Annotated in this window: 23 protein-coding genes; 20 read left to right on the top strand and 3 right to left on the bottom strand. The window is 36.0% G+C overall.

What is annotated here, in order from left to right; genetic code table 11:
* Positions 1–4 precede the first annotated feature (4 nt).
* A complete protein-coding gene (locus tag HN643_00875) occupies positions 5–580 on the top strand; it encodes a hypothetical protein (protein ID MBT7500211.1) in 576 nt (191 codons plus the stop codon).
* Positions 577–1,089, top strand: coding sequence for a hypothetical protein (locus HN643_00870; protein MBT7500210.1), 513 nt, complete (start codon positions 577–579; stop codon positions 1,087–1,089). Before HN643_00875 ends, HN643_00870 begins: the two co-directional genes overlap by 4 nt.
* 238 nt (positions 1,090–1,327) lie before the next feature.
* Here the strand turns inward: HN643_00870 and HN643_00865 are convergent, their stop codons facing one another.
* Positions 1,328–2,206 carry a site-specific DNA-methyltransferase gene (locus HN643_00865; GenBank protein ID MBT7500209.1) on the bottom strand — a complete coding sequence of 293 codons (879 nt, stop codon included), beginning with the start codon at positions 2,204–2,206 and terminating at the stop codon, positions 1,328–1,330.
* A 126-nt stretch (positions 2,207–2,332) separates the two neighbouring features.
* Between HN643_00865 and HN643_00860 the strand changes: the two genes are divergently transcribed.
* From HN643_00860 to HN643_00785, 16 genes are all read left to right on the top strand, one after another.
* On the top strand, positions 2,333–2,596 hold the full coding sequence (locus HN643_00860; protein MBT7500208.1) for a hypothetical protein: 264 nt from the start codon (positions 2,333–2,335) through the stop codon (positions 2,594–2,596).
* A gap of 656 nt (positions 2,597–3,252) precedes the next feature.
* Complete coding sequence (rsmI, locus tag HN643_00855) at positions 3,253–3,897, top strand: 16S rRNA (cytidine(1402)-2'-O)-methyltransferase (GenBank protein MBT7500207.1); 645 nt, start codon at positions 3,253–3,255, stop codon at positions 3,895–3,897.
* A gap of 1 nt (position 3,898) precedes the next feature.
* Entirely contained in the window at positions 3,899–5,416 is a 1,518-nt protein-coding gene (gene metG, locus HN643_00850) for a methionine--tRNA ligase (GenBank protein MBT7500206.1), read from the top strand.
* Positions 5,417–5,469: 53 nt separating this feature from the next.
* A complete protein-coding gene (locus tag HN643_00845) occupies positions 5,470–6,300 on the top strand; it encodes a TatD family hydrolase (GenBank protein ID MBT7500205.1) in 831 nt (276 codons plus the stop codon).
* 114 nt (positions 6,301–6,414) lie between these two features.
* Complete coding sequence (locus HN643_00840; GenBank protein ID MBT7500204.1) at positions 6,415–6,684, top strand: AtpZ/AtpI family protein; 270 nt, start codon at positions 6,415–6,417, stop codon at positions 6,682–6,684.
* Positions 6,681–7,580, top strand: a complete 900-nt coding sequence (locus HN643_00835; protein ID MBT7500203.1) for a F0F1 ATP synthase subunit A — start codon at positions 6,681–6,683, stop codon at positions 7,578–7,580. Before HN643_00840 ends, HN643_00835 begins: the two co-directional genes overlap by 4 nt.
* 78 nt (positions 7,581–7,658) lie before the next feature.
* Positions 7,659–7,871, top strand: a complete 213-nt coding sequence (locus HN643_00830) for an ATP synthase F0 subunit C (GenBank protein ID MBT7500202.1) — start codon at positions 7,659–7,661, stop codon at positions 7,869–7,871.
* Positions 7,872–7,960: 89 nt separating this feature from the next.
* Positions 7,961–8,473 carry a F0F1 ATP synthase subunit B gene (gene atpF, locus HN643_00825; protein ID MBT7500201.1) on the top strand — a complete coding sequence of 171 codons (513 nt, stop codon included), beginning with the start codon at positions 7,961–7,963 and terminating at the stop codon, positions 8,471–8,473.
* Between the two features lie 2 nt (positions 8,474–8,475).
* The gene (gene atpH, locus HN643_00820; GenBank protein MBT7500200.1) at positions 8,476–9,015 is read left to right on the top strand and encodes an ATP synthase F1 subunit delta; all 540 of its coding nucleotides are present in this window, start codon (positions 8,476–8,478) and stop codon (positions 9,013–9,015) included.
* Between the two features lie 36 nt (positions 9,016–9,051).
* A complete protein-coding gene (locus HN643_00815; protein ID MBT7500199.1) occupies positions 9,052–10,584 on the top strand; it encodes a F0F1 ATP synthase subunit alpha in 1,533 nt (510 codons plus the stop codon).
* 5 nt (positions 10,585–10,589) lie between these two features.
* A complete protein-coding gene (gene atpG / locus HN643_00810) occupies positions 10,590–11,549 on the top strand; it encodes an ATP synthase F1 subunit gamma (protein MBT7500198.1) in 960 nt (319 codons plus the stop codon).
* Between the two features lie 58 nt (positions 11,550–11,607).
* Positions 11,608–12,972, top strand: a complete 1,365-nt coding sequence (gene atpD / locus HN643_00805; protein MBT7500197.1) for a F0F1 ATP synthase subunit beta — start codon at positions 11,608–11,610, stop codon at positions 12,970–12,972.
* A 7-nt stretch (positions 12,973–12,979) separates the two neighbouring features.
* On the top strand, positions 12,980–13,435 hold the full coding sequence (atpC, locus tag HN643_00800; protein ID MBT7500196.1) for an ATP synthase F1 subunit epsilon: 456 nt from the start codon (positions 12,980–12,982) through the stop codon (positions 13,433–13,435).
* Positions 13,436–13,459: 24 nt separating this feature from the next.
* Positions 13,460–13,870 carry a hypothetical protein gene (locus tag HN643_00795; GenBank protein ID MBT7500195.1) on the top strand — a complete coding sequence of 137 codons (411 nt, stop codon included), beginning with the start codon at positions 13,460–13,462 and terminating at the stop codon, positions 13,868–13,870.
* A 155-nt stretch (positions 13,871–14,025) separates the two neighbouring features.
* Positions 14,026–14,841, top strand: a complete 816-nt coding sequence (locus HN643_00790) for a hypothetical protein (protein MBT7500194.1) — start codon at positions 14,026–14,028, stop codon at positions 14,839–14,841.
* Positions 14,842–14,965: 124 nt separating this feature from the next.
* Entirely contained in the window at positions 14,966–15,463 is a 498-nt protein-coding gene (locus HN643_00785) for a CvpA family protein (protein MBT7500193.1), read from the top strand.
* 75 nt (positions 15,464–15,538) lie between these two features.
* On the opposite strand, the gene HN643_00780 is transcribed toward HN643_00785, so the two are convergent.
* Positions 15,539–15,781 (bottom strand): hypothetical protein, encoded by a 243-nt coding sequence (locus HN643_00780; GenBank protein ID MBT7500192.1) that lies wholly within the window; start codon positions 15,779–15,781, stop codon positions 15,539–15,541.
* A 92-nt stretch (positions 15,782–15,873) separates the two neighbouring features.
* The gene (locus HN643_00775) at positions 15,874–16,140 is read right to left on the bottom strand and encodes a hypothetical protein (GenBank protein ID MBT7500191.1); all 267 of its coding nucleotides are present in this window, start codon (positions 16,138–16,140) and stop codon (positions 15,874–15,876) included.
* 227 nt (positions 16,141–16,367) lie between these two features.
* On the opposite strand from HN643_00775, the gene HN643_00770 reads away from it, so the two are divergent.
* Complete coding sequence (locus HN643_00770; GenBank protein ID MBT7500190.1) at positions 16,368–19,346, top strand: UvrD-helicase domain-containing protein; 2,979 nt, start codon at positions 16,368–16,370, stop codon at positions 19,344–19,346.
* Positions 19,347–19,349: 3 nt separating this feature from the next.
* Positions 19,350–20,462 carry a hypothetical protein gene (locus HN643_00765; protein ID MBT7500189.1) on the top strand — a complete coding sequence of 371 codons (1,113 nt, stop codon included), beginning with the start codon at positions 19,350–19,352 and terminating at the stop codon, positions 20,460–20,462.
* Positions 20,463–20,465: the final 3 nt, after the last annotated feature.

The raw sequence follows: 20,465 nt of genomic DNA, 5'->3' as shown, positions 1-20,465 counted from the left end.
TATTATGCTTAATAAAAAATTCTGGCAAGGTGTGTTGCAAGGTCAAACTGAATATGACATCTCCAGACGAAAGATTATCGGTGAAAGTTCAGGTGCCTTACAATCAGCGAAACAGGCAATTTTTGCTTTACAAAGAGATAATAAGGCTGAAGCCGAAGAAAAAATTAAAGAGTCAAAAAAAGGACTTATTAGTTTAGAAGAGCGTTTTGGGAAAGATGGTAAGCTCCGAATTGAAGGTGCTTGGAAGGCGGCAGTAGAAGAATATGTAGAAGCTAAATTATTTAGTGACTTTATTGAAGGGAGAAAAATTGATGGTGTTGAAGAATTTTTTGTGTTGCCAGATGAATATATTGGGGGTTTGTCAGATTTGACTGGGGAAATTGTTCGAATGATGATTCTTTGGACGACTAGAGGTGAGATTGAAAAAGTGAAAAAGGCCTCTGAAGTTATAGATGGTATTATTCATGAACTTATGCAGTACAATTACGGGGGTTACTTGCGAACTAAGTTTGATCAAGCTAAACGGTCATTACAAAAAGCGCAACAAATTCTTTATGATTTAAGTATTCGTGAAAAATGAAACATTCAAATGAAAAAATAAAACGAGAGATAGATTTTGCAGTGGAAAACCATCAGTATTTGGAAGAAAAGAGAAAGCATTTGAAAGATTCGAAACGTGAGTCGAATGATAGCAAGAAAGAAAAAAGAAAACATTCAACGAACAAGATGTGTTGCTGGATGATATTTATTGTGTTGTGTCTTGCTATTCTTGTTATCTTTTATTTTGTGCGGAGTATAAAAACTAACATAGTGGATGATTACTATAATAAAAAGGAACAGATTGAAAAGATTTTACCACAAGGAAAAGAAGATGTTAAACAGGGGATTGAGCAGGGAGAACAGTTGATTGGCGAGACTAAAGAAAATTTTGAGGATCTTCAGCAGAAGTATGAACAGGCCAAAGAGACAATTGAGGATGTACAAGAGGGCTATGAAAAAGCCAAGGATACTTACGAGGACATACAGGAATTAAAGGAGAAAGCAGAAGATTTTATAAGTCCAGATCCAGTAGGTCCTGAACCAGAGTAAGTTTAGTTTTCAGCAACAAAAAAACACTTTTTGTCATCCTGAACTTGTTTCAGGATATAAAAAGTGTTTTTTATTTGAAGAGGCAGAGTCGTTTTTTATTTTGCTACTTTTTGGCGCCAAAAAGTAGCGCAAAAAGCGCTGGGGCTCAAATCGCGTGGGTCTTGGCATGTTTGAAGCGTCTGCTTCGGCGAACTCCGCCCTAGACCCCAAGTAATAAATTGTTTATTGTTTTGAACTTCTAAATGCCTATGCTTTCGCGGAGTTGATTCAATGCTTTGAGTCGTTTCTGAGCCAAAATATAAAACCGTTTTTCAATTTCAAAGCCTAAGTAGTTTCGTTCTAGTCGTTTAGCAACTACAGCGGTTGTTCCAGAGCCCATGAATGGATCAAAAATTAATTCCCCTTTGTTCGAACTTGCTAGTATAATTCTTTCAATAAGTTTTTCCGGTTTTTGGGTAGGATGTTCAGTGTTTTCCGGCATTGACCAAAAGGGGACCGTTAAATCAGTCCAAATGTTGGATGGGTGAGTCATACGAAATTTCTTGCCATCAACTTCCTGCCAATCTTTTGGTTTTCCTTTTTTGTCAACGTATGGGGCGATAACAGCTTTTTTAACTTTAACAGCCTCTAAATTAAAAGTGTAATCATCGCCCTTGGTTGCAAACCAGATATCTTCCATGTTATTTTTCCAATTCTTTTTGGCGCCGCGCCCTTTGTCTCTCTTCCATGTAATGCGATTGCGAATTATGAAATGGTTTTTTAAGATAGCTTCAATAATAGTTGAAGCTTCCCAGTTTATGCAAATATAAATTGAACCGTTTGGCTTGAGTATTCGAAAACATTGTTCAATCCAGTTTTCGCACCAGGTTATAAATTCTTTTTCTTTCGTGGTGACGGTGCCTTTACCGAAATCTTTGCGTATGGTGTAGGGTGGGTCAGTTACGATTAAGTCAACAAAACTGTCTGGTAATTTAGACATCTCTTTAATGCAGTCTCCATAAAAAAGTTTGTTGATTAAATTTGGTCTTGGAGGTTGGGTATTGTGTATTTTAAAAACTGGAAAGTTTTTTTCATCCTCTTTTGTGACGCTTATAGTTTTGTTACGCTTGGATTTCATAGTGTCTTTATTATAGCAAGTCTGATTGATTTTAAAAGAGTTGACATTTTCTTAGAAACCTGTTAGTATTAGGTATTACTCAGATATGTTTTAAAAGCAAGGTTAACCTTTTTTCGGAGGAATTGAATGATCTGTTTTGCTGATCTTGACGCGGAGGAGCATGGTACAACGTTGTTTAAGCTTAATGAGTCTGGCACTCAGGAGGATTTGTTTCTGAAAATTCCGGAACGTCATCAGTTGATTGATGGAGAAACAGGTGAAGTTTGTTGTGCTGTTCATGTCGAAACAGGTGCGCTAGTTAATATTGAAGAAACTGTAATGATTCGGCCAATCAGGGAAATTAATGTTAACGAATGTGATTGTGGTCAGTGTGAAGAATGTGCTAGGTGAATGATACGTTATCAAGGGAGGCTTTTTGCAACAAAAAGTCTCCTTTTAATTTTTTGTAAAAAAATGCACCGGCTTTATTGGACCAATCTTGTTTTCCTTTCATCTTGTGGATGACAGGTTGCCTTATCGGGATTGACAGACAAGCTGTCTATTCCTCTTTCCAAAGATTGTGTGCCTAGCGCGGTGCTTTGTTTTTTTCCCTACGGGACGTTACGTTGACGTCAACTCGTAGTGGTAAGGCCATTTGACCTTAATTACTCGCTCTAATTGTAGGTTTAAGCGTGATTCCCTCCTTCAGTTTTCAAAATCAGTTTTACCTTTGCCTTTCTCCTCAAAAGGCTTTTATATAATATCATGTCAAATTACGAGAGTCAATACGATTGTGGATAATTTAAAAATAGTGCGCCCCGACGTTGATCGGGGCGCGATGTGTTGTTTCTGTAGATTGTTGGGCTTATTGGCCTGTGACTCGTTACACCGAGTTAACTTTGACCAACTGCGGTATTTCTCCGCCATGCCCCCATGGTTCACCTCCTTTTTTCGACAATAGTTTTTTCTATGAAACATGTAGCCACATTATAGCATAAATCTATAATCTTGTCAAGTGCCGTGGGATACATGGACAAATTGCTAAATTTTGCTATAATTTAGTTAATATGATTTACATTGTTGGAACCCCAATTGGAAATTTACAGGATATGACATTACGTGCAATTGAAGTATTGAAAAATGTAGATGTTATTCTTTGTGAAGATACCCGGCAAACTAGAAAGTTGGTTGAAAAGTTTGAATTGAAGAAAAAGCTAATCAGCTTACATCAGCATTCATCAGAAGAAAAAATTGAAAGGCTGATTGCTGAATATGAAGACATCGCTTATGTGTCCGATGCTGGAACCCCAGGAATTTCTGATCCTGGTGGTAAATTAGTTCAATTAGCAATTGAAGCTGGGTATGAAGTTTGTCCAATTCCAGGACCAAGCGCAGTAGCTTCTGCTTTATCAATTTCAGGTTATCCAACCGATAAGTTCCTGTTTCTAGGATTTATGCCTCGCAAGGGGCAACAAAAGACGTTAGACTTAATGAAAAATTCAAAATATACAGTTTGTTTTTATGAATCACCACACAGAATCATTAAAACACTAGAAAAGTTGAAAACTGAACTTGAAGAAGATCGACAAATTGTAGTTGCTCGTGAATTAACTAAAAAATTTGAAACAATATATAGAGGTACAGCTGAAGAAATTCTAGAACAAGTAAAAGAAAAAGGTGAGTTTACAGTTGTTATTTCGCCAAAAAAATAATATGGAAAAAAATAAATTTTACATTACAACTCCCATTTACTATGTAAATGACAAGCCACACATTGGACATGCCTATACTACAATTGTTGCAGATGTGTTGGCTCGCTATAATCGTTTCAAACTTGGAAGCGATAAGGTTTGGTTTTTGACTGGGACTGATGAACATGGTGCCAAGGTCGCTCAGTCAGCAAAAGCAGAAAACAAGGAGCCACAGATTTTTGTGGATGAGGTCTCTGCTGAGTTTAAGTCGGCTTGGGGAAAATTAAATATTTCATTTGATGATTTTATTCGTACAACTGAAGATCGACATGAAAAAGTGGTTGGTGAGGTTCTGACAAAGTTAAAATCCGCAAAAACGCCGAAGGGTAACGATTTTATTTTCAAGGACACTTATGAAGGATTGTATTGTGTTGGTTGTGAGGCATATAAAAAAGAAGATGATTTGGTAGAAGGTAAATGTCCTGATCATAACAAAGAACCTCAAACATTGTCTGAAGAAAATTGGTATATAAAGTTGTCTGACTATGCAGATGTATTAAAGAAAAAGATTGAGTCAGATGAGATTAAGATTTTACCGGCTGACAAAAAGAAAGAGGTGTTAAGTTTTATTGAACACGGTTTGGAAGATATTGCTGTTAGTCGCGCAAATGTTGATTGGGGAATTCCGGTCCCGTTTGATAAAAAGCAAACAATTTATGTTTGGGTTGACGCTTTGATCAATTATATCTCAGCTCTTGGGTTTCCTTCGGGAGAAAACTTCAAAGAGTTTTGGCCGGCTGATACGCATTTATTAGCAAAGGACATTTTGAAATTTCATTGTATTATTTGGCCGGTAATGCTTCTGGCTGCTGAGATTGAACAACCAAAAGAACTGTTTGTGCATGGCTTCTTTACCTTAAACGGAAAAAAAATGAGTAAAACGTTGGGTAATGTCATTGACCCCAATGACCTGGTTGAGGAATACGGAGCTGATGCGGCTCGTTATTTAATAATTTCTCAATTTGTATTTGGCCAGGACGGTGATGTGAAAGTTGATGAGTTTCCAGTTAAGTTTAATGCTGATTTGGCGAATGGCATCGGTAATCTTACTAGTCGTGTTTTAAGTATGGCTGAAAAGTATTGTGATTCAAAGGTTCCGAACAAAAAGTTTGACACTAACTTGGATTTAAAAAAAACCTGGCAAAAAATTGATAAAGGTTTTACGGATTATAAGATTTTTGAAAACCTGAGAGAAGTTTGGGATGTAATTAGCTGGTGTGATGGATACATTGATAAAACAAAGCCGTGGGTTCTTGGAAAGGAAAATAAGCAAACCGAACTTGATCAAGTGATATATAATCTTCTAGAAATACTTCGTCACTTAGGTTGGTTACTTAAGCCAATTCTTCCAGAAACGAGCGCGGAAATTCTAATGCGTCTCGGCGAAGACGAATTAGCTTATGAAGAAGCTACAAAAGTCGGCCGAATTAAACCCGGAACTAAGGTTGAAAAAGGTGAACCACTATTTATCCGTAAATAACTTTATGTTGTGCCTTATTACCTTGTTTCGCCATATTTAGCCTTATTAATTGTATGTTCGATACTCATGCGCATGTAAACTTTAGCGCATACAAAGAAGACTCAGACGAAGTGATTAAACGCGCGCAAGAAAAAGGCGTTGGAATGATTTTGGTTGGTTCGCAGTACTCGACCAGTGAACGAGCAGTTCAAATGGCAGAAAAGTATGAATCTGGTGTTTATGTTGCTGTTGCCTTGCATCCAATTCATTTACAAGAAAGGGAAGTCTCTCATCAAGTTGATAATAAAGAAAAAGTGGAGTTTGTTTCTCGGGCGGAAGAATTTGATTATGATAAATATTTACAACTTGGAAAAAGTTCAGATAAAATAGTCGCTATCGGTGAAACGGGGTTGGATTATTACCATTTAACAGAAGATGATAAAGATGAGCAGATTACAAAACAAAAACAAGTTCTAATCAAACATATAGAATTGGCGAATGAATTGGATTTACCTATGATTCTTCATTGTCGTGAAGCGTATGAGGATTTAATTCAGATTTTGAAAAATAATCGAATTAAAAAGGGGGGAGTTATTCACTGTTTTATTGGTTCAGCCGAACAAGCTGTTGAATTAGTTGATTTAGGTTTTTATTTAGGGTTTAATGGTGTGATCACATTTAACAAGGCAGAAAAATATCATGAAGTGATTAAACAAACCTCACTAGAAAAAATTGTTACAGAAACAGATTGTCCGTATTTAACTCCTGTTCCACATAGGGGAAAAAGGAACGAACCGGCCTTTGTGGAATATGTGATTGCCAAGATTGCTGAATTGAAGGGTTTGTCCGTTCAACAAGTTGAAAAACAAACTGATGAAAATGCTAAGAAATTGTTCAAGTTATAATAAAATATAAGAAAACCTGTTTATGTAAAAAACAGGTTTTTTATTACATTTCTGGCATGTGTACAAAACTCTTGACCCTTTTTCAATTTAATGATAGAATGAAGTTGCTTTCATATGCTTAAAGATAAAAAACAAGACAAATTATGGTGGAAACCGGCAATTGAATTTTTTGCGCAGGTTTCAGGATGGATTGTTTTCCCAATTATAGCGGGGCTTTATTTAGGGCGCTGGATTGATACTAAGTTTGAAAGCGAGCCACTCTACCTAATCGTTTGTTTAGCAGTGGCTTTTTTAATTACCAATATTGGTTTGATTGTAATAACAATCCGAGAAATGAAGAAGATGGATAAACCGAACAAATCGAAGGAAACTAAAGAAATATGAATTTGCAACTAGAAGAAAATCATGAGAATGAAAATCTCCAGGTAATCATTAATAATGAGGAGGTTGGAAATCAGGAGACACATGCCACTAAAGAACATATAGGGCATGAAATAACCCTTGGTGCTGAGCCAATTCTTAATGTTGGAAATTTTACTATTACTAATTCATTGTTAAATACCTGGATTGTGGTTGTGGTTTTGGTTGTTTTGGCCGTTGCAATAAGAATAAAACTTAAACAAATACCAAAAGGGATTCAAAATATTTTTGAGATGATTGTTGAGGGAGGTGTAAATCTTTGTGATTCAGTTACCGGTGATCATAAAAAATCCATGAAAGTGTTCCCAATTGTCTTAACCTTTTTCGTTTTTATTTTGATGAATAATTGGTTGGGCTTACTGCCTGGAATCGGGTCTATTGGATTTATTCAAGAGGGCCTTGGTCATAAAGTTTTTGTACCACTTTTTCGGGGAGGAACAGCTGATTTGAATACTACTTTAGCCCTTGCTCTAATATCTGTAGTTGTGGCCAACATTTTTGGTATGATCTCAGTTGGCACATTTAAGCATTTGAATAAATTTGTTAATTTGAAGGCGTTGGCGCATATTCCAATGAAAATTAGAAAAGACCCAACTATTGTGGTGGTCAATCCAATTAAGTTTTTCGTTGGGTTGGTTGAAATAATTGGAGAGATTGCTAAAGTTGCTTCTTTGTCATTTCGTTTATTTGGGAATGTTTTTGCAGGTGAAGTGCTATTGTCGTCAATTGCCGTTATTTTTGCATTTGGTCTGCCAATTCCGTTTATGTTCTTGGAGATAATCGTTGGTGTAATTCAAGCCTTGATATTTGCTATGTTGAGTTTAGTATATTTTTCTATTGCCATGAGTGACGAACATTAATTAATTATTAATATAATTAACTGAATAACGACTTTAAACAAGAAACAATCCAGTCGATTTGAAAGTTAATATAATTCTATGGAAATTTCTCTTATTGCCAAGGCGCTTGCTATTGCCATTGGTGGATTTGCTCCTGCTCTAGCTATTGGAAAAATCGGAGCTAAAGCAATGGAATCAATTGGAAGAAATCCAGAATCAGCAAGTAAGATTTTGGTTCCAATGCTATTAGCATCTGCTTTTGCTGAAGCGATTGCGATTTATGCTTTAGTTATTGCATTTTCAATCAAGTAATATTTTTGTTCTGCTTCGAAATTATTCGGAGCAGGTCCAAGAGTATTATCTTTATAGCTTTATAAACTTTTAACTTTTAACTATTTTATATGGATGATTTAATAAAAACATTTCACATTGACTGGCGATTATTAATAGCGCAAAGTGTTAATTTTGTAATTGTTATTGTAGTGCTTGGAGTCTTTGCTTTGAAGCCTTTGGTTAAGTTAATGAAAGAACGTGAGGAAAAAATCAAAAAAGGTATTACTGATGCAGAAAAAATTGAGGGAAAAATGTTAGAGATTGAAGAAGAAAGAGAAGTGGAAGTAAAAAAGGGAAGAAAGGAAGCTCAGGGCATTATTTCTAAGTCAGAAAAACAGGGAGAAGAGGTGCGAGCAGAAAAAGTAACTAAAGCACAAAAGGAAGTCGAAAAAATTATTACTGATGCACGCTCACAGATCGGTGCTGAGCGAACATTGATGTTGAAGGATGTTAAAGATGAACTTGGCGGACTAATAGCCTTGGCGTTGGATAAAATTGCATCTGGGTCAATTGATGAAAAAAAACATAAGAAATTAATTGAGCAAACAATCGCGGACTTGAAAAATGCGGATTTGAAATAACTATGAAAATTGCCAAAATAAAACATTACGCAAAATCGTTGATTGAGCTAGGGGTGGAACACAACTGCTACGATCAAATAATTGACGAATTAAAGAATGTAGAAGAAAAGCTGGCAGAGAATTTGGATTTTAAAAAATATTTAATGAATAAGCAGGTTACTTTTGCTCAAAAAAAGGAAGCATTAAGTAATATTTTCCAGGATTTTCTAAGTAAAAGAACTTATAATTTTTTGTATCTCTTAATCAAAAATAATAAGTTAATATATCTTTCCCAAATTTTACAACAAACTAAAAAATCTAACCTGAAAAATAATGAAATTGAAGAAATAGTAGTGGAGTCAGTTATCCCATTAACCCCAGAAATGGAGAAGGCAATAAACCAAATTGTAAAAAAGAAGATCGGTTCAAGTGTTGTTTTGCGAAATGTTATAAATGAAAGCTTGTTGGGGGGATTGAAAATAATTATTGGTGATATGGTTATTGATGGTAGTGTTTACGGAAAAATAAATCGTCTTGAGAAAAAAATAGAAAACTTTGAATAAATATATAAACATTAATTTTTAATAATTTTATTTATTATGTCGAAAAATAAAGACTTTGTAGTTGAAACATTAAAAAAACAGATTGCTGATTTTGATGAGAACATGTCAGTTGAAGAAACAGGACGAGTTGTTGAAGTTGGTGATGGAATTGCAAAAATAGCTGGTCTTTCTGAGGTTATGTCTGCTGAAATGTTGGATTTTGGCAATGGTGTATTTGGAGTTGCTTTGAATTTAGAGGAAGAATTAGTTGGAGCAATGATTTTGGGTGACTGTCTTGAAATTAAGGAAGGGACAATTGTTAAAAGTACAGGTAAAATTTTGCAAGTTCCAGTAGGGGAAGCAACTATCGGTCGTGTTCTTGATCCTTTGGGAGCTCCATTAGACGGTAAAGGAAAAATTCAAACAGAAACTTTTTATCCTGTTGAAAAGATCGCGCCGGGAGTTATTACTAGAAAATCAGTGCATCAGCCTGTTCAAACAGGAATTAAAGCTATTGATTCAATGATTCCAATTGGACGTGGACAACGAGAATTAATTATTGGTGATAGGCAAACAGGAAAAACCGCAATTGCTATTGATACTATTATTAATCAAAAAGGTAAGGACTTAATTTGTGTATACGTGGCTATCGGTCAGAAAGAATCAAAAATTGCAAAGATTGTTGCTAAGCTGGAAGAAGAAGGTGCAATGGAGCACACAATTATTGTATTAGCTGGAGCATCTATGCCAGCTTCAATTAGTTATATCGCGCCACAGGCGGGCTGTGCCATGGCTGAGTACTTTTTGGATCAAGGCAAAGACGTTTTGATTGTGTATGATGATTTATCCAAGCATGCCGTAGCTTATCGTGAGATTTCCTTGCTTCTAAAACGTCCACCTGGGCGTGAAGCTTATCCTGGTGATGTGTTTTACTTACATTCACGTCTACTTGAGCGGTCTGCTAAATTGAATGAAGATTTTGGTGGTGGTTCTATTACTGCTTTACCAATAATTGAAACACAGGCAGGCGATATTTCAGCTTACATCCCAACAAATGTTATTTCTATTACTGACGGTCAAATATTTTTAGAAAATGATTTATTTAATCAAGGTATTAGACCTGCTGTTAACGTTGGTTTGTCAGTTTCTCGTGTTGGGTCAAGTGCTCAAATCAAAGCCATGAAAAAAGTGGCTGGGAAATTACGATTAGAAGTTGCTCAATATCGTGAATTAGCAGCTTTTGCTCAATTTGGATCTGATCTGGATGAATCAACTCAAAAGCAATTGGAAACTGGAAAGAGAATTACAGAAATTCTAAAACAAGGCCAATATCAACCAGTAGAAGTTGAAAAGCAAGTTATTATTATTTATTCAGTAATTAATGGTCATTTGGATGATATACAAGTAGCAAAAGTTAGCGAATTTGAAAATGGTTTATATAAATACTTTGATAATAATGCTAAGGATGTATTGCTAGATCTAAAAAAGAAGGGTGCACTTGATGAAAAATTAGAAAAAGATATCGTTAAAATTGTTAAAGATTATAAGGGAACTGTTGAGGAAATGTTAATAAAAACAGAAAAAGCATAATATCTATGGCAAAAGGTACAAGAGAAATTAAACGTCGATTAAAATCAGTCGGTAATACTAGGAAAATTACCAAGGCTATGGAAATGGTCGCTGCTGCAAAAATGCGCAAAGCGGTTGATTCAGTTTTGGCAACACGTGACTATTCAAATTTAGCCTGGGCAACAGTATTGAATTTAGCTGAGCGAACAGACTCGGATAAGCATGTGCTATTGGTTAACCGTCATAAGATTGAAAATGTCGCTTTGGTTTTGATTGGATCAAATCGTGGCTTATGTGGTGGATTTAATCTTCAAGTTGTACAAAAAGCAATTGCTTCAATAAAAAAACATGAAAAAAATATAAAAACTACGGAAGTTATAACTTTGGGCTCGAAACCAAGGGATATAATTAAAAGCGCTGGATATAATATCGTGGCAGATTTCCAAAAGCAAGATTTAACTTTAACCGCTGATGAGGTGGCGCCGGTTGCTTCAATTGCCATAAAAGATTTTAGTAGTGGCAAGTATGATAAAGTGTTTGTGGCTTTTACAGATTTTGAGTCAAGTATGAAACAAACAGTACGAGTAAAACAGCTTTTGCCAATTGAGTCAGAACCAGATGAGTATTTAGGTGTTGTAGGTAAAAGTGAAGGTGCTGGTGTTGGAACCAGAAAACAGTTTATTGACGAAAAAAGAAAAAGATATTTAATTAAAGGCAAGTACAGTTATGAATATCTTTTTGAACCAAGCGCAGAGAAAGTATTGGAACAGTTACTCCCACGTTTAATTGAAGTACAGGTTTATCAAGCTGTTTTGGAGTCAGAAGCTTCAGAGCATAGTGCTCGAATGATGGCGATGAAAAATGCCTCTGATGCTGCAGAGGATATGATTAGTGATTTGACTTTGTCTTTTAATCAAGCCAGACAAGCTGCCATTACTCAGGAGATCGCCGAGATTAGTTCTGGGGCTGCGGCGTCAAAGTCTTAAATTGAAAATTAATTTTGTGTAATTATATAATTATAAATCTTTAATCTAATAAACAAATATGAACAAAGGAATTATTAAACAAGTTATTGGTCCAGTTGTGGATGTTGAATTCACTGATGAATTGCCTTCAATTTATCACGCGTTGGAAACCAAAATTAAAGATAAAAAGTTGACCTTAGAAGTACAACAGCATTTGGGCGATAAACAGGTGAGAACGGTGGCTATGGACTCAACTGATGGACTGAAGCGTGGACAAGAAGCTATTGATCTTGGCTCCCCAATCAGTGTGCCAGTTGGTGATGAAACTTTAGGTAGGATGTTTGACGTTTTAGGTAATGTTATAGATGGGAAGGAAAAAGTAAAAGTAAAACAAACTTATCCTATTCATCGCAAAGCCCCAGAATTTAGTGAACAGTCAACCAAAATTGAGATTTTTGAAACAGGTATCAAAGTAATTGATTTGATTTGTCCCTTTGTAAAGGGTGGTAAGATCGGTTTGTTTGGTGGCGCTGGAGTTGGAAAAACTGTCGTGATTATGGAATTAATTCGTAGCATTGCTCAGGAGCATGGTGGGAAGTCAGTTTTTGCTGGAGTGGGAGAGAGAACTCGGGAAGGAAATGATCTATATCATGAAATGAAGGACTCTGGAGTTTTGGATAAAACAACATTGGTTTTTGGTCAGATGAATGAACCACCTGGCGCTCGTGCTCGTGTTGGTTTAACTGGTTTAACAATGGCTGAGTATTTTCGTGATCAAAATCAGGACGTTTTGTTATTTGTTGATAATATTTTCCGGTTTACTCAGGCTGGATCAGAAGTTTCTGCCTTGCTGGGGCGTATGCCATCAGCCGTTGGATACCAACCAACCTTAGCAACTGAAATGGGTTTGATGCAGGAAAGAATTACTTCTACAAATAAGGGGTCAATCACTTCAGTGCAAGCCGTTTATGTGCCAGCGGATGATCTAACAGATCCTGCGCCAGCGACTACGTTTGCACATTTGGATTCTACTGTTGTGTTGGCGAGAAGTTTAGCAGAACTTGGAATTTATCCAGCTGTGGACCCGCTTGATTCTACGTCAAGTATTTTAGATCCGAATATTGTTGGAGAGGAACATTATCAAGTAGCACGCGAAGTTCAAAGAGTTTTACAAAGATATAAGGATTTACAAGATATAATTGCAATCCTTGGAGTTGACGAGTTATCAGAAGAAGACAAAGTGCTTGTTGCTCGTGCGCGGAAGGTACAAAAATACTTATCACAACCGTTTTTTGTAGCTGAAACATTTACCGGAATGGAAGGGAAATATGTTTCGTTGAAAGATACTATCCGTGGTTTTAAAGAAATCTTGGAAGGTAAGCATGATGATAAACCAGAGCAACAATTCTACATGAAAGGTTCAATTGACGAAGTAGAAAAATAAAAAACACATGAAAATTAATTTTAAAATTGCTACACCAGAAAAAGTCGTTTACAAAGACGACGTTGATTCGGTTACTGTTCCTACAGAAATGGGTGAAATTACAATTTTGCCAAATCATATTCCGCTAATTTCTATTTTAAAAGCTGGTGAAATTATTATTAGGAAGGGAGAAGGTGAAACAACGGTGTCAGTTGCTGGAGGTTTTCTTGAAGTATTGTCAACTAAAGTTGTAGTTTTAGCAGACAGAGCAGAGCGATCAGAGGAAATTGATTTAGAAAGAGCTAAAGTTGCTATGCAGAGAGCAACAGATTTGAGAGAACAAAAAGCAGTTGACTCTCGAGAGTTTGCAGCCCTGACTGCACAAATAGAAAAAGAGCTGGCTCGAATTAGAGTCGGTCGTAAGCATTTACGACGCATTGAACAGCGGGGAATAAATATTAAAGATTATGAACATAAAGGTTAATAATAATAATTTTAAATTCAAATTATGTCACACAATTGCAACAATCTTTTAATTACCTGCATGGATTTTCGATTTCATAAAGCTATTTGTTGTTGGGTAAATGAGAACGGATTAACAAAAGATTATGATTTAGTATCTATTGCTGGTGCACAAAAAGCATTATTGGATGAAGATACTCGTGCTACAGTTTTGAAACAAATTGAACTTTCAGTAAAACTCCACGGTATAAATACAGTTATATTTATGGCGCATCAGGATTGTGGTGCCTATGGTGGAAGTGATAGTTTTGACGATGATGAATCTGAAAAAGCAAAATATGACGAAGATATGACAACGGCAGAAGAAATAGTAAAGAAAAAATATCCAGATATCGCTGTACGTAAAATGCTAGTTGTTTTTAATGAAGATGAAGAAATTGAGATCAAGGAACTTTAAGATAAACGTTAAAAGCCCCTAAAGGGGCTTTTTTGAGTTATTTTGCAATAGTACTTGACAATATTATAATATGTGCTAAACTTTACAATCAGTCAAGTTCTTTACACAGGAGGGAAAAAATGTCGCATAACTGTGCTTCTTTATTGGTTACATGTATGGATTTTAGGATCCAAGGTGCTGTTCACAAGTTCATGATTGATAATGGACTACGGGACGATTGTGATGTAGTCACAATTCCTGGTGGACAGAAAATGTTGGCCGATGTAATAACTCGTGACAGTACCATGAAGATGGTAAACTTGTCAGTTGATCTACATGGAGTAACTGAGGTTTACTTGGTTGCTCATGATGATTGTGGCGCTTATGGTGGAACTCAAAAGTTCAGAGATCGAGCAGCTGAGCGTAAAGCTTACAAAGCTGATCTGGAAAAAGCTGTTGCTAACATCAAGCGCAAGCATCCCAAATTGACTGTCTGGGTCAAGCTGGCCGTGTTTGATGGCGAACGTTGGAGGGTGGTTGACTTTACTGAAGACACTTCAATTGGGGTGACTGCCCACGGTGGACCGCCGGATTTTAGCCAAGGCGCCAAGGCTAACAGAGCTGAGGCGCCTGAAGTTACGCCTGAGCCTGAAGAAGATGAAGGTGTCATGGTTGACACAACTGACGATCATCCAAGTGAAATTGAAGTCGGACCAAATCCCGATGAGATTATTCTTGATTACGATGATGACGCGGGTGTTATCCTTGTTGATGCGGATGAAGTCGAAGTGCTAGATCCTATTATTCTTGATGATGAGGATGTTATCATTGATGAAATCGAAAGTATGATCCTTGTTGATGCGGACGAGGTCGAAGTAGCAATCGAAGAAGATGAGTTTGAGTCTGAAGTATTAGTCGAAGATGAGACCTCAACAGTTACCGTTGATCCTTACTGGCAGTCAAATACCAGTGGGCGACGACGCCGTTTGTAAAAAACATAACGTCTGGATAAAAATTTATCTGGACGTTTTTTTGTTTTAAAAAATATGGTATAATTTCTCTAGGTGAAAATAAATTATTGGATATTTGGTATTGGATATTAGATATTATTCATATATGGTCTCACTAGATTACATTTTATTAGGCTTGATCTTAGTTATTGGATTGCTGGGCTTCAAAAAAGGATTTCTAGAATCTCTCGGTTCTATTATTGGAATAATCGTAGCAGTTATTATTGCTAGTCGTTATTTTCCTGTAGTAGCTACTTGGTTTGGTGATTCGAATTTTTCTAAAGTGATAGCTTTTATCTTGATATTTTCCGTTTCTATAAAAATAGTCAGTTTAATGTTTTGGGTGTTTGGAAAGATTTTTAGAATTATTACTATACTGCCGTTTGTGTCAAGTTTTGATAAATTACTGGGATTAATTCTAGGTCTAGTTGAAGGAATCTTTGTTTTGTCAGTGATTTTACATTTCTTACTTAAATATCCGCTTAATGATTGGTTATTATGGCAAATGTCAATTTCTAGCGTGGCGAGTGTGTTGTTAGTAATTGGTTCGGTATTTGTTCCATTGTTTCCCGAAGCTTTGAAGAGTATTAAATCGGCATTATAAGAGGGCAAAATTAGATAACTTTAGAAAGTTCAAATAAAAAAAACGGGGTTCAGGTGCGAACCGCGTTTTGTATTTCTATCTTGTTTTGCAACCTGTTTTCTTCATCTCTGTAGTCATTGAATCGGTCGGTCTTGGGTTTCGGCCATTAAAGCGGGAGGAAATTTCCCCGATGTCTGGTCTAATAATCGCTCGTTTCATTCGTTCTTCTCTAACTAGTTCAAGTTCTGCTTGATCCGAGAGTTGTTTTATTTCTGCTTTAGGCAGTGGCATGGCATGTTGGCAAGCAGGACAACGTAGAACAACTATGCCTTTCTGCATCAGTTTGTACTGTCCATGTTGAGCACACTCTGGACAAAAGTTCCCTTGTTCAAATATTTTGCTCACTGTTTACTCCTGAGCCATTGATGAGCTTATTTTGCACCACCGCGTGTGTTTGGTCTAGCAAAGAGTTCTTTTCCGTCCATTGATAAAGCACTACGAAAAGCAATTTTACCACCATGCTCTGAACGTACTTGTTCACGAGCAAGTTTTTCCTTTATCTCTTCACTTTCCATGAAAACTATATCATGCCCTTTAGGACAACGCCAAAAAACTGATTTTTCCTCCATTAACGCATTGCATGTTCCTCCTTGCCCATTGGGCTGAGTGCAAAAACGGCCATCAGAGAATCTCGACATTTGATCTCCTCACACTAAGAGTTTAAATGAACTAGCTGTACAAATACTTTTCTAAAATATCATTTATGGTTTTTGGTGTCAATGTGTACAATCTTGATTTCAATAGATTAGCAATTATTTCAAGTAATGTCAAGTCTCAAGGTGGCCTAGGAGAGACAGGAGCATGTAAAGATACCTGATTTGGGTCTCTTGTCTGACGGGTCTTTTTTGTGCTAATATATACACATATGAGTCTAATTTCTGAATCAAATGAACAACAAAAGCAAGCCATTATTCACGAAGATGGACCTCAGTTGATTGTGGCTGGAGCTGGTACGGGGAAGACTCGGGTTGTAACTGCCAGAATTGCATATTTGATTACTGAAAAAAATGCTAATGTTGATGAAGTATTAGCTTTAACTTTTACTGAAAAATCTGCGCAGGAAATGGAAGAGCGCGTGGATCAAATGCTTCCATATGGTTATGTTGATTTGTGGATTTCAACTTTTCATGCTTTTTGTGACAAAATTTTGAAACGGCATGCTCTGGATATTGGTTTGCCAAATAATTACAAACTCGTGGATGGGACGGAGGCCTGGCTCTTGGTGAGGAAAAATTTGGACAAGTTCAAATTAGAATATTATCAGCCGTTAGGTAATCCAACCAAGTTTATCCACGCACTGTTAAAGCATTTCTCTCGTTGCAAGGATGAAGGTATTTATCCTGAAAATTATTTAAAATATGCACAGGAAATCAAGTTAAATGATGATGTTCACGATTTCGTAAACAAAATAGATTTCAGTAAGGTTGACGAAGCTAATCAAAAAGAAATATTAAAACAAGAAATTCTTCGAATTGAGGAAATTGCCAATGCCTATCAGACTTATCAGCAAATTTTAATTGATAATGAGAGCTTGGATTTCGCTGATTTAATAAATTATACAATTCAATTATTTAAAAAGCGCCCATTAATTTTGGCTAAATATCGTCAACAGTTCAAACACATTTTGGTTGACGAGTTTCAGGATACAAACTTTGTTCAATACGAGTTAATTAAACTTTTGGCCACACCCAAAAACAATATCACAGTTGTAGGAGATGATGATCAGAGCATTTACAAGTTTCGTGGAGCTTCGATTTCTAATATAATGCAGTTCAAAAAAGATTACCCAACGGCTAAAGAAGTTGTATTAATAGAAAACTATCGATCTACACAGGAAATTCTAGATTTAGCCTACAATTTTATTTTACAAAACAATCCATATCGATTGGAGGAAAAATTAGGTATTGATAAAAAATTAAAATCTAACGTTTCTGAAAAAGGCGAGGTTGTTCACTATCATTTGTCGTCTGTTGAGGAAGAGGCAAAGGCAGTAATTCAAAAAATAATAAAATTAAAACAAGATCAGCAAGCGGAGTGGTCAGATATAGCAATTTTAGTTAGGGCTAATGATAGCGCCAATATTTTTATTAATTATTTAGAACAAGCTCAAATTCCGTACCAATTCCTGGCTATGCGAGGGTTGTACAATAAATCAGTTGTGGTTGATATTATTAATTATTTCAAGTTGCTGGATAATTATCATGAGAGCGCGGCAGTTTATCGAATTCTAAACTTGCCATTTCTAAATATTGAGCCTGAACAAATTGTTAAATTGGTTCATTTAGCTAAGAGAAAATCAATATCTATATTCGAATCATTAAAGCAGGCTTCAACAGTTCCAGGCTTAACTGAACAAACTTTGAAGTCAATTAACAATATTTTAGTTCAAGTTGAAAAAGATACTCAGTTAGCACAAAATAAAAAACCGACTGAAGTTTTATTAAGTTTTTTGTACGGCTCAGGTTATTTGGAGTATTTGAATGATTTGGAACCAGCAAAAGCAAAAGAAACGCTAGATTTTGTTCAACAATTTTTCAAGAAAATTCAAGAAGTGGAAATGTCGTATGAGGATCCGAGGCTTAGTGACTTAATGGAGCTTTTGAATATGGAAATGCAATCGGGCGAAAGTGGGAAATTGGCGTTTGACGTGGAAACTGGTCCGGACATGGTGCGTATTATGACAATTCACAGTGCCAAGGGTTTAGAATTTGATTATGTGTTCGTTTCTTGTTTGGTTGATCGAAAATTTCCGACCGATCAGCGTAAAGAGGTAATTGAAATTCCAGATTCTTTGATAAAAGAAGACTCCTCAGAAGGTGATTTTCATTTAGAGGAAGAACGGAGATTATTTTATGTAGCAATGACCAGAGCAAAAAGGGGATTGTTCTTCACTTCAGCTGATGACTATGGTGGAGCACGAAAAAAGAAATTGTCTCGCTTTTTAACAGAATTAGGGTATAATAAACCTGAAGAATCTGGAAAAGCTGAGCCTACAGTTGAGCGAGTACAAAAGGATGACTCTAAGGCTTTTGAATATCAGCTACCGCGCAATTTTAGTTATTCACAAATGCAGACTTATGAAACTTGTCCTTTGAAGTACAAGTTTGCCAATGTTTTAAAAATTCCAACCTTTGGTAATCACTATTTTTCATTTGGTTCAACTATTCACAATACTTTACAAAAATTTTTGGAAGAATGTTTTACGGTTGGACTGCATACCCAACAAGATATATTTGCGGTAGGAGGGAGCGAGACAGGGATGTCTCGCGAACCAGCAAACCAAAATAGATTATTGTCGTTAGAAAGGTTATATGAAGTTTATAATGAAAACTGGCAGGATGATTGGTATGTTAATGCAAAACAAAAAGAGGAGTATTTAGAAAAAGGCAAAGATTTATTAAAAAACTTCCACCAAGGTTTTGAAAAAAACAAACCAAAAGTTAAATTATTGGAACAGTCGTTCCGATTGAAGATTGGGGAATACACCTTTGTTGGGCGTATTGACCGAGTGGATGAATTAGAAAAAGGGCAGTTTGAAATTATTGATTACAAAACTGGGCAAGTTAAAGAAAAATTATCCACAGAGGACCGACGCCAGCTAATGTTCTATCAGATTGCAGCTGAAGAAGTTTTGAATATAAAGTTAGAAAAATTAACCTATTATTTTCTTGATGATGACAGCCAAGTCTCTTTTCTTGGCAACTCTAAAGACAAGGAAAAACTCAAACAAAGGTTTTTGGATAATATTGAACAAATTAAAAAGCAAAATTTTGATCCTAAACCCAGTCAACACATTTGTGGGCATTGTGACTTTAAAGATATTTGTGAATTTCGAAAATTGTAAAACATGAAAACATTAGAACAAATTCAGGAAAGTGCACTAAAGGTTGACTTTAATAGGGCTCAGCAACAACATTTTGACAAATTAATGTCTGAATTAGAAGTGATTTCAGGTGGTTTAGGATTTGCTGATCTTAAAGCAAAGGCTGAGTTGGGTAGTAAAGAAGCACTTCAAATTATGCGGGATTACATTACAAAGAAAGAAAAAATTGTGGAGTTTATTGAAACCAAGCGAATGCCATATATAGACGCTGAAACTATGCGAAATATTTTAAATGAAGGCACAGCTGAAAAAGCCAAAGAAAAATTACAAGTATTGTTATATACTTCAGCCTTTGATAAGCAAAAGCAAATGTTAACCCAAAAACTTGGTGGGGTAGGTAATGCAGTGACCCATAGGAATTGTGTTCTTCTTGAATTGGCAGGCCAATTGACAGGTGACATACAAACTTCAATAACACAGCCGTGGGAAAGTAAAATGTATAACCGAGAAAACAGGCTATATAATTGTGCCGATCTGAGTCTTGGGGTTGAAGAGTATGATGCTGAAGGGCAATTTTTGAGTATTTTGATGGTTTTGATCCAGCCCAAAAATGATCTTGCTGATACTGCTGGTCAGCGCTTGTCAGATTTAAAGAAACTTAAGTTTTATATGGAAGAGTTTGATTCATGGTTTACTAGTGTGACCCCAGATACAACTCAAAATAAAACATTAAACTTTACTGATTTAAGTTTGTATTCTAAAGATCAACTTTTGTATCAATTAGTAAACTTTTTTCTTGGTCAGGAAGAAGAAGCTCGACAGGGATTTGGAAATCTTAAACAGGAATATTATGATCCAAAACTTGGTTGGAAACAGTCTAATTACCATCATCACGATGAAGAGGTAGAGAGAACTTCAACTGATCAACTAATGGGTATCATGGCTGAAGCCATTTTGGGTAGTCCCTATGAGGCAAAAGAAAAATGGCAGGAATTAAAAAAAGACCCACGTTGGGTTGAGCCTGAGTCTGGTTGTTGGCGAGCTACAGAGAACAGTGTAAAAGGTTATAATACTTCGGATGAGTTAATGGATATTATTTTAACTGCGATTTTCGAGAAATTAAAAATAAAAAATTAACTA

This window comes from Candidatus Falkowbacteria bacterium (assembly GCA_018674305.1).
Lineage (GTDB): Bacteria > Patescibacteriota > Patescibacteriia > UBA11705 > JABHMO01 > JABMRF01.
Note: the sequence above shows the minus strand (reverse complement) of the source record. Positions and strands in the feature narration are given on the sequence as shown.

What these genes read in the sequence shown, in the direction of transcription:
- HN643_00875 (MBT7500211.1), top strand. Translation starts at nt 5, where the DNA reads ATGCTTAATAAAAAATTCTGGCAAGGTGTGTTGCAAGGTCAAACTGAA.
- HN643_00870 (MBT7500210.1), top strand. Translation starts at nt 577, where the DNA reads ATGAAACATTCAAATGAAAAAATAAAACGAGAGATAGATTTTGCAGTG.
- HN643_00865 (MBT7500209.1), bottom strand. Translation starts at nt 2,206, where the DNA reads ATGAAATCCAAGCGTAACAAAACTATAAGCGTCACAAAAGAGGATGAA.
- HN643_00860 (MBT7500208.1), top strand. Translation starts at nt 2,333, where the DNA reads ATGATCTGTTTTGCTGATCTTGACGCGGAGGAGCATGGTACAACGTTG.
- rsmI (MBT7500207.1), top strand. Translation starts at nt 3,253, where the DNA reads ATGATTTACATTGTTGGAACCCCAATTGGAAATTTACAGGATATGACA.
- metG (MBT7500206.1), top strand. Translation starts at nt 3,899, where the DNA reads ATGGAAAAAAATAAATTTTACATTACAACTCCCATTTACTATGTAAAT.
- HN643_00845 (MBT7500205.1), top strand. Translation starts at nt 5,470, where the DNA reads ATGTTCGATACTCATGCGCATGTAAACTTTAGCGCATACAAAGAAGAC.
- HN643_00840 (MBT7500204.1), top strand. Translation starts at nt 6,415, where the DNA reads ATGCTTAAAGATAAAAAACAAGACAAATTATGGTGGAAACCGGCAATT.
- HN643_00835 (MBT7500203.1), top strand. Translation starts at nt 6,681, where the DNA reads ATGAATTTGCAACTAGAAGAAAATCATGAGAATGAAAATCTCCAGGTA.
- HN643_00830 (MBT7500202.1), top strand. Translation starts at nt 7,659, where the DNA reads ATGGAAATTTCTCTTATTGCCAAGGCGCTTGCTATTGCCATTGGTGGA.
- atpF (MBT7500201.1), top strand. Translation starts at nt 7,961, where the DNA reads ATGGATGATTTAATAAAAACATTTCACATTGACTGGCGATTATTAATA.
- atpH (MBT7500200.1), top strand. Translation starts at nt 8,476, where the DNA reads ATGAAAATTGCCAAAATAAAACATTACGCAAAATCGTTGATTGAGCTA.
- HN643_00815 (MBT7500199.1), top strand. Translation starts at nt 9,052, where the DNA reads ATGTCGAAAAATAAAGACTTTGTAGTTGAAACATTAAAAAAACAGATT.
- atpG (MBT7500198.1), top strand. Translation starts at nt 10,590, where the DNA reads ATGGCAAAAGGTACAAGAGAAATTAAACGTCGATTAAAATCAGTCGGT.
- atpD (MBT7500197.1), top strand. Translation starts at nt 11,608, where the DNA reads ATGAACAAAGGAATTATTAAACAAGTTATTGGTCCAGTTGTGGATGTT.
- atpC (MBT7500196.1), top strand. Translation starts at nt 12,980, where the DNA reads ATGAAAATTAATTTTAAAATTGCTACACCAGAAAAAGTCGTTTACAAA.
- HN643_00795 (MBT7500195.1), top strand. Translation starts at nt 13,460, where the DNA reads ATGTCACACAATTGCAACAATCTTTTAATTACCTGCATGGATTTTCGA.
- HN643_00790 (MBT7500194.1), top strand. Translation starts at nt 14,026, where the DNA reads ATGGATTTTAGGATCCAAGGTGCTGTTCACAAGTTCATGATTGATAAT.
- HN643_00785 (MBT7500193.1), top strand. Translation starts at nt 14,966, where the DNA reads ATGGTCTCACTAGATTACATTTTATTAGGCTTGATCTTAGTTATTGGA.
- HN643_00780 (MBT7500192.1), bottom strand. Translation starts at nt 15,781, where the DNA reads ATGCAGAAAGGCATAGTTGTTCTACGTTGTCCTGCTTGCCAACATGCC.
- HN643_00775 (MBT7500191.1), bottom strand. Translation starts at nt 16,140, where the DNA reads ATGTCGAGATTCTCTGATGGCCGTTTTTGCACTCAGCCCAATGGGCAA.
- HN643_00770 (MBT7500190.1), top strand. Translation starts at nt 16,368, where the DNA reads ATGAGTCTAATTTCTGAATCAAATGAACAACAAAAGCAAGCCATTATT.
- HN643_00765 (MBT7500189.1), top strand. Translation starts at nt 19,350, where the DNA reads ATGAAAACATTAGAACAAATTCAGGAAAGTGCACTAAAGGTTGACTTT.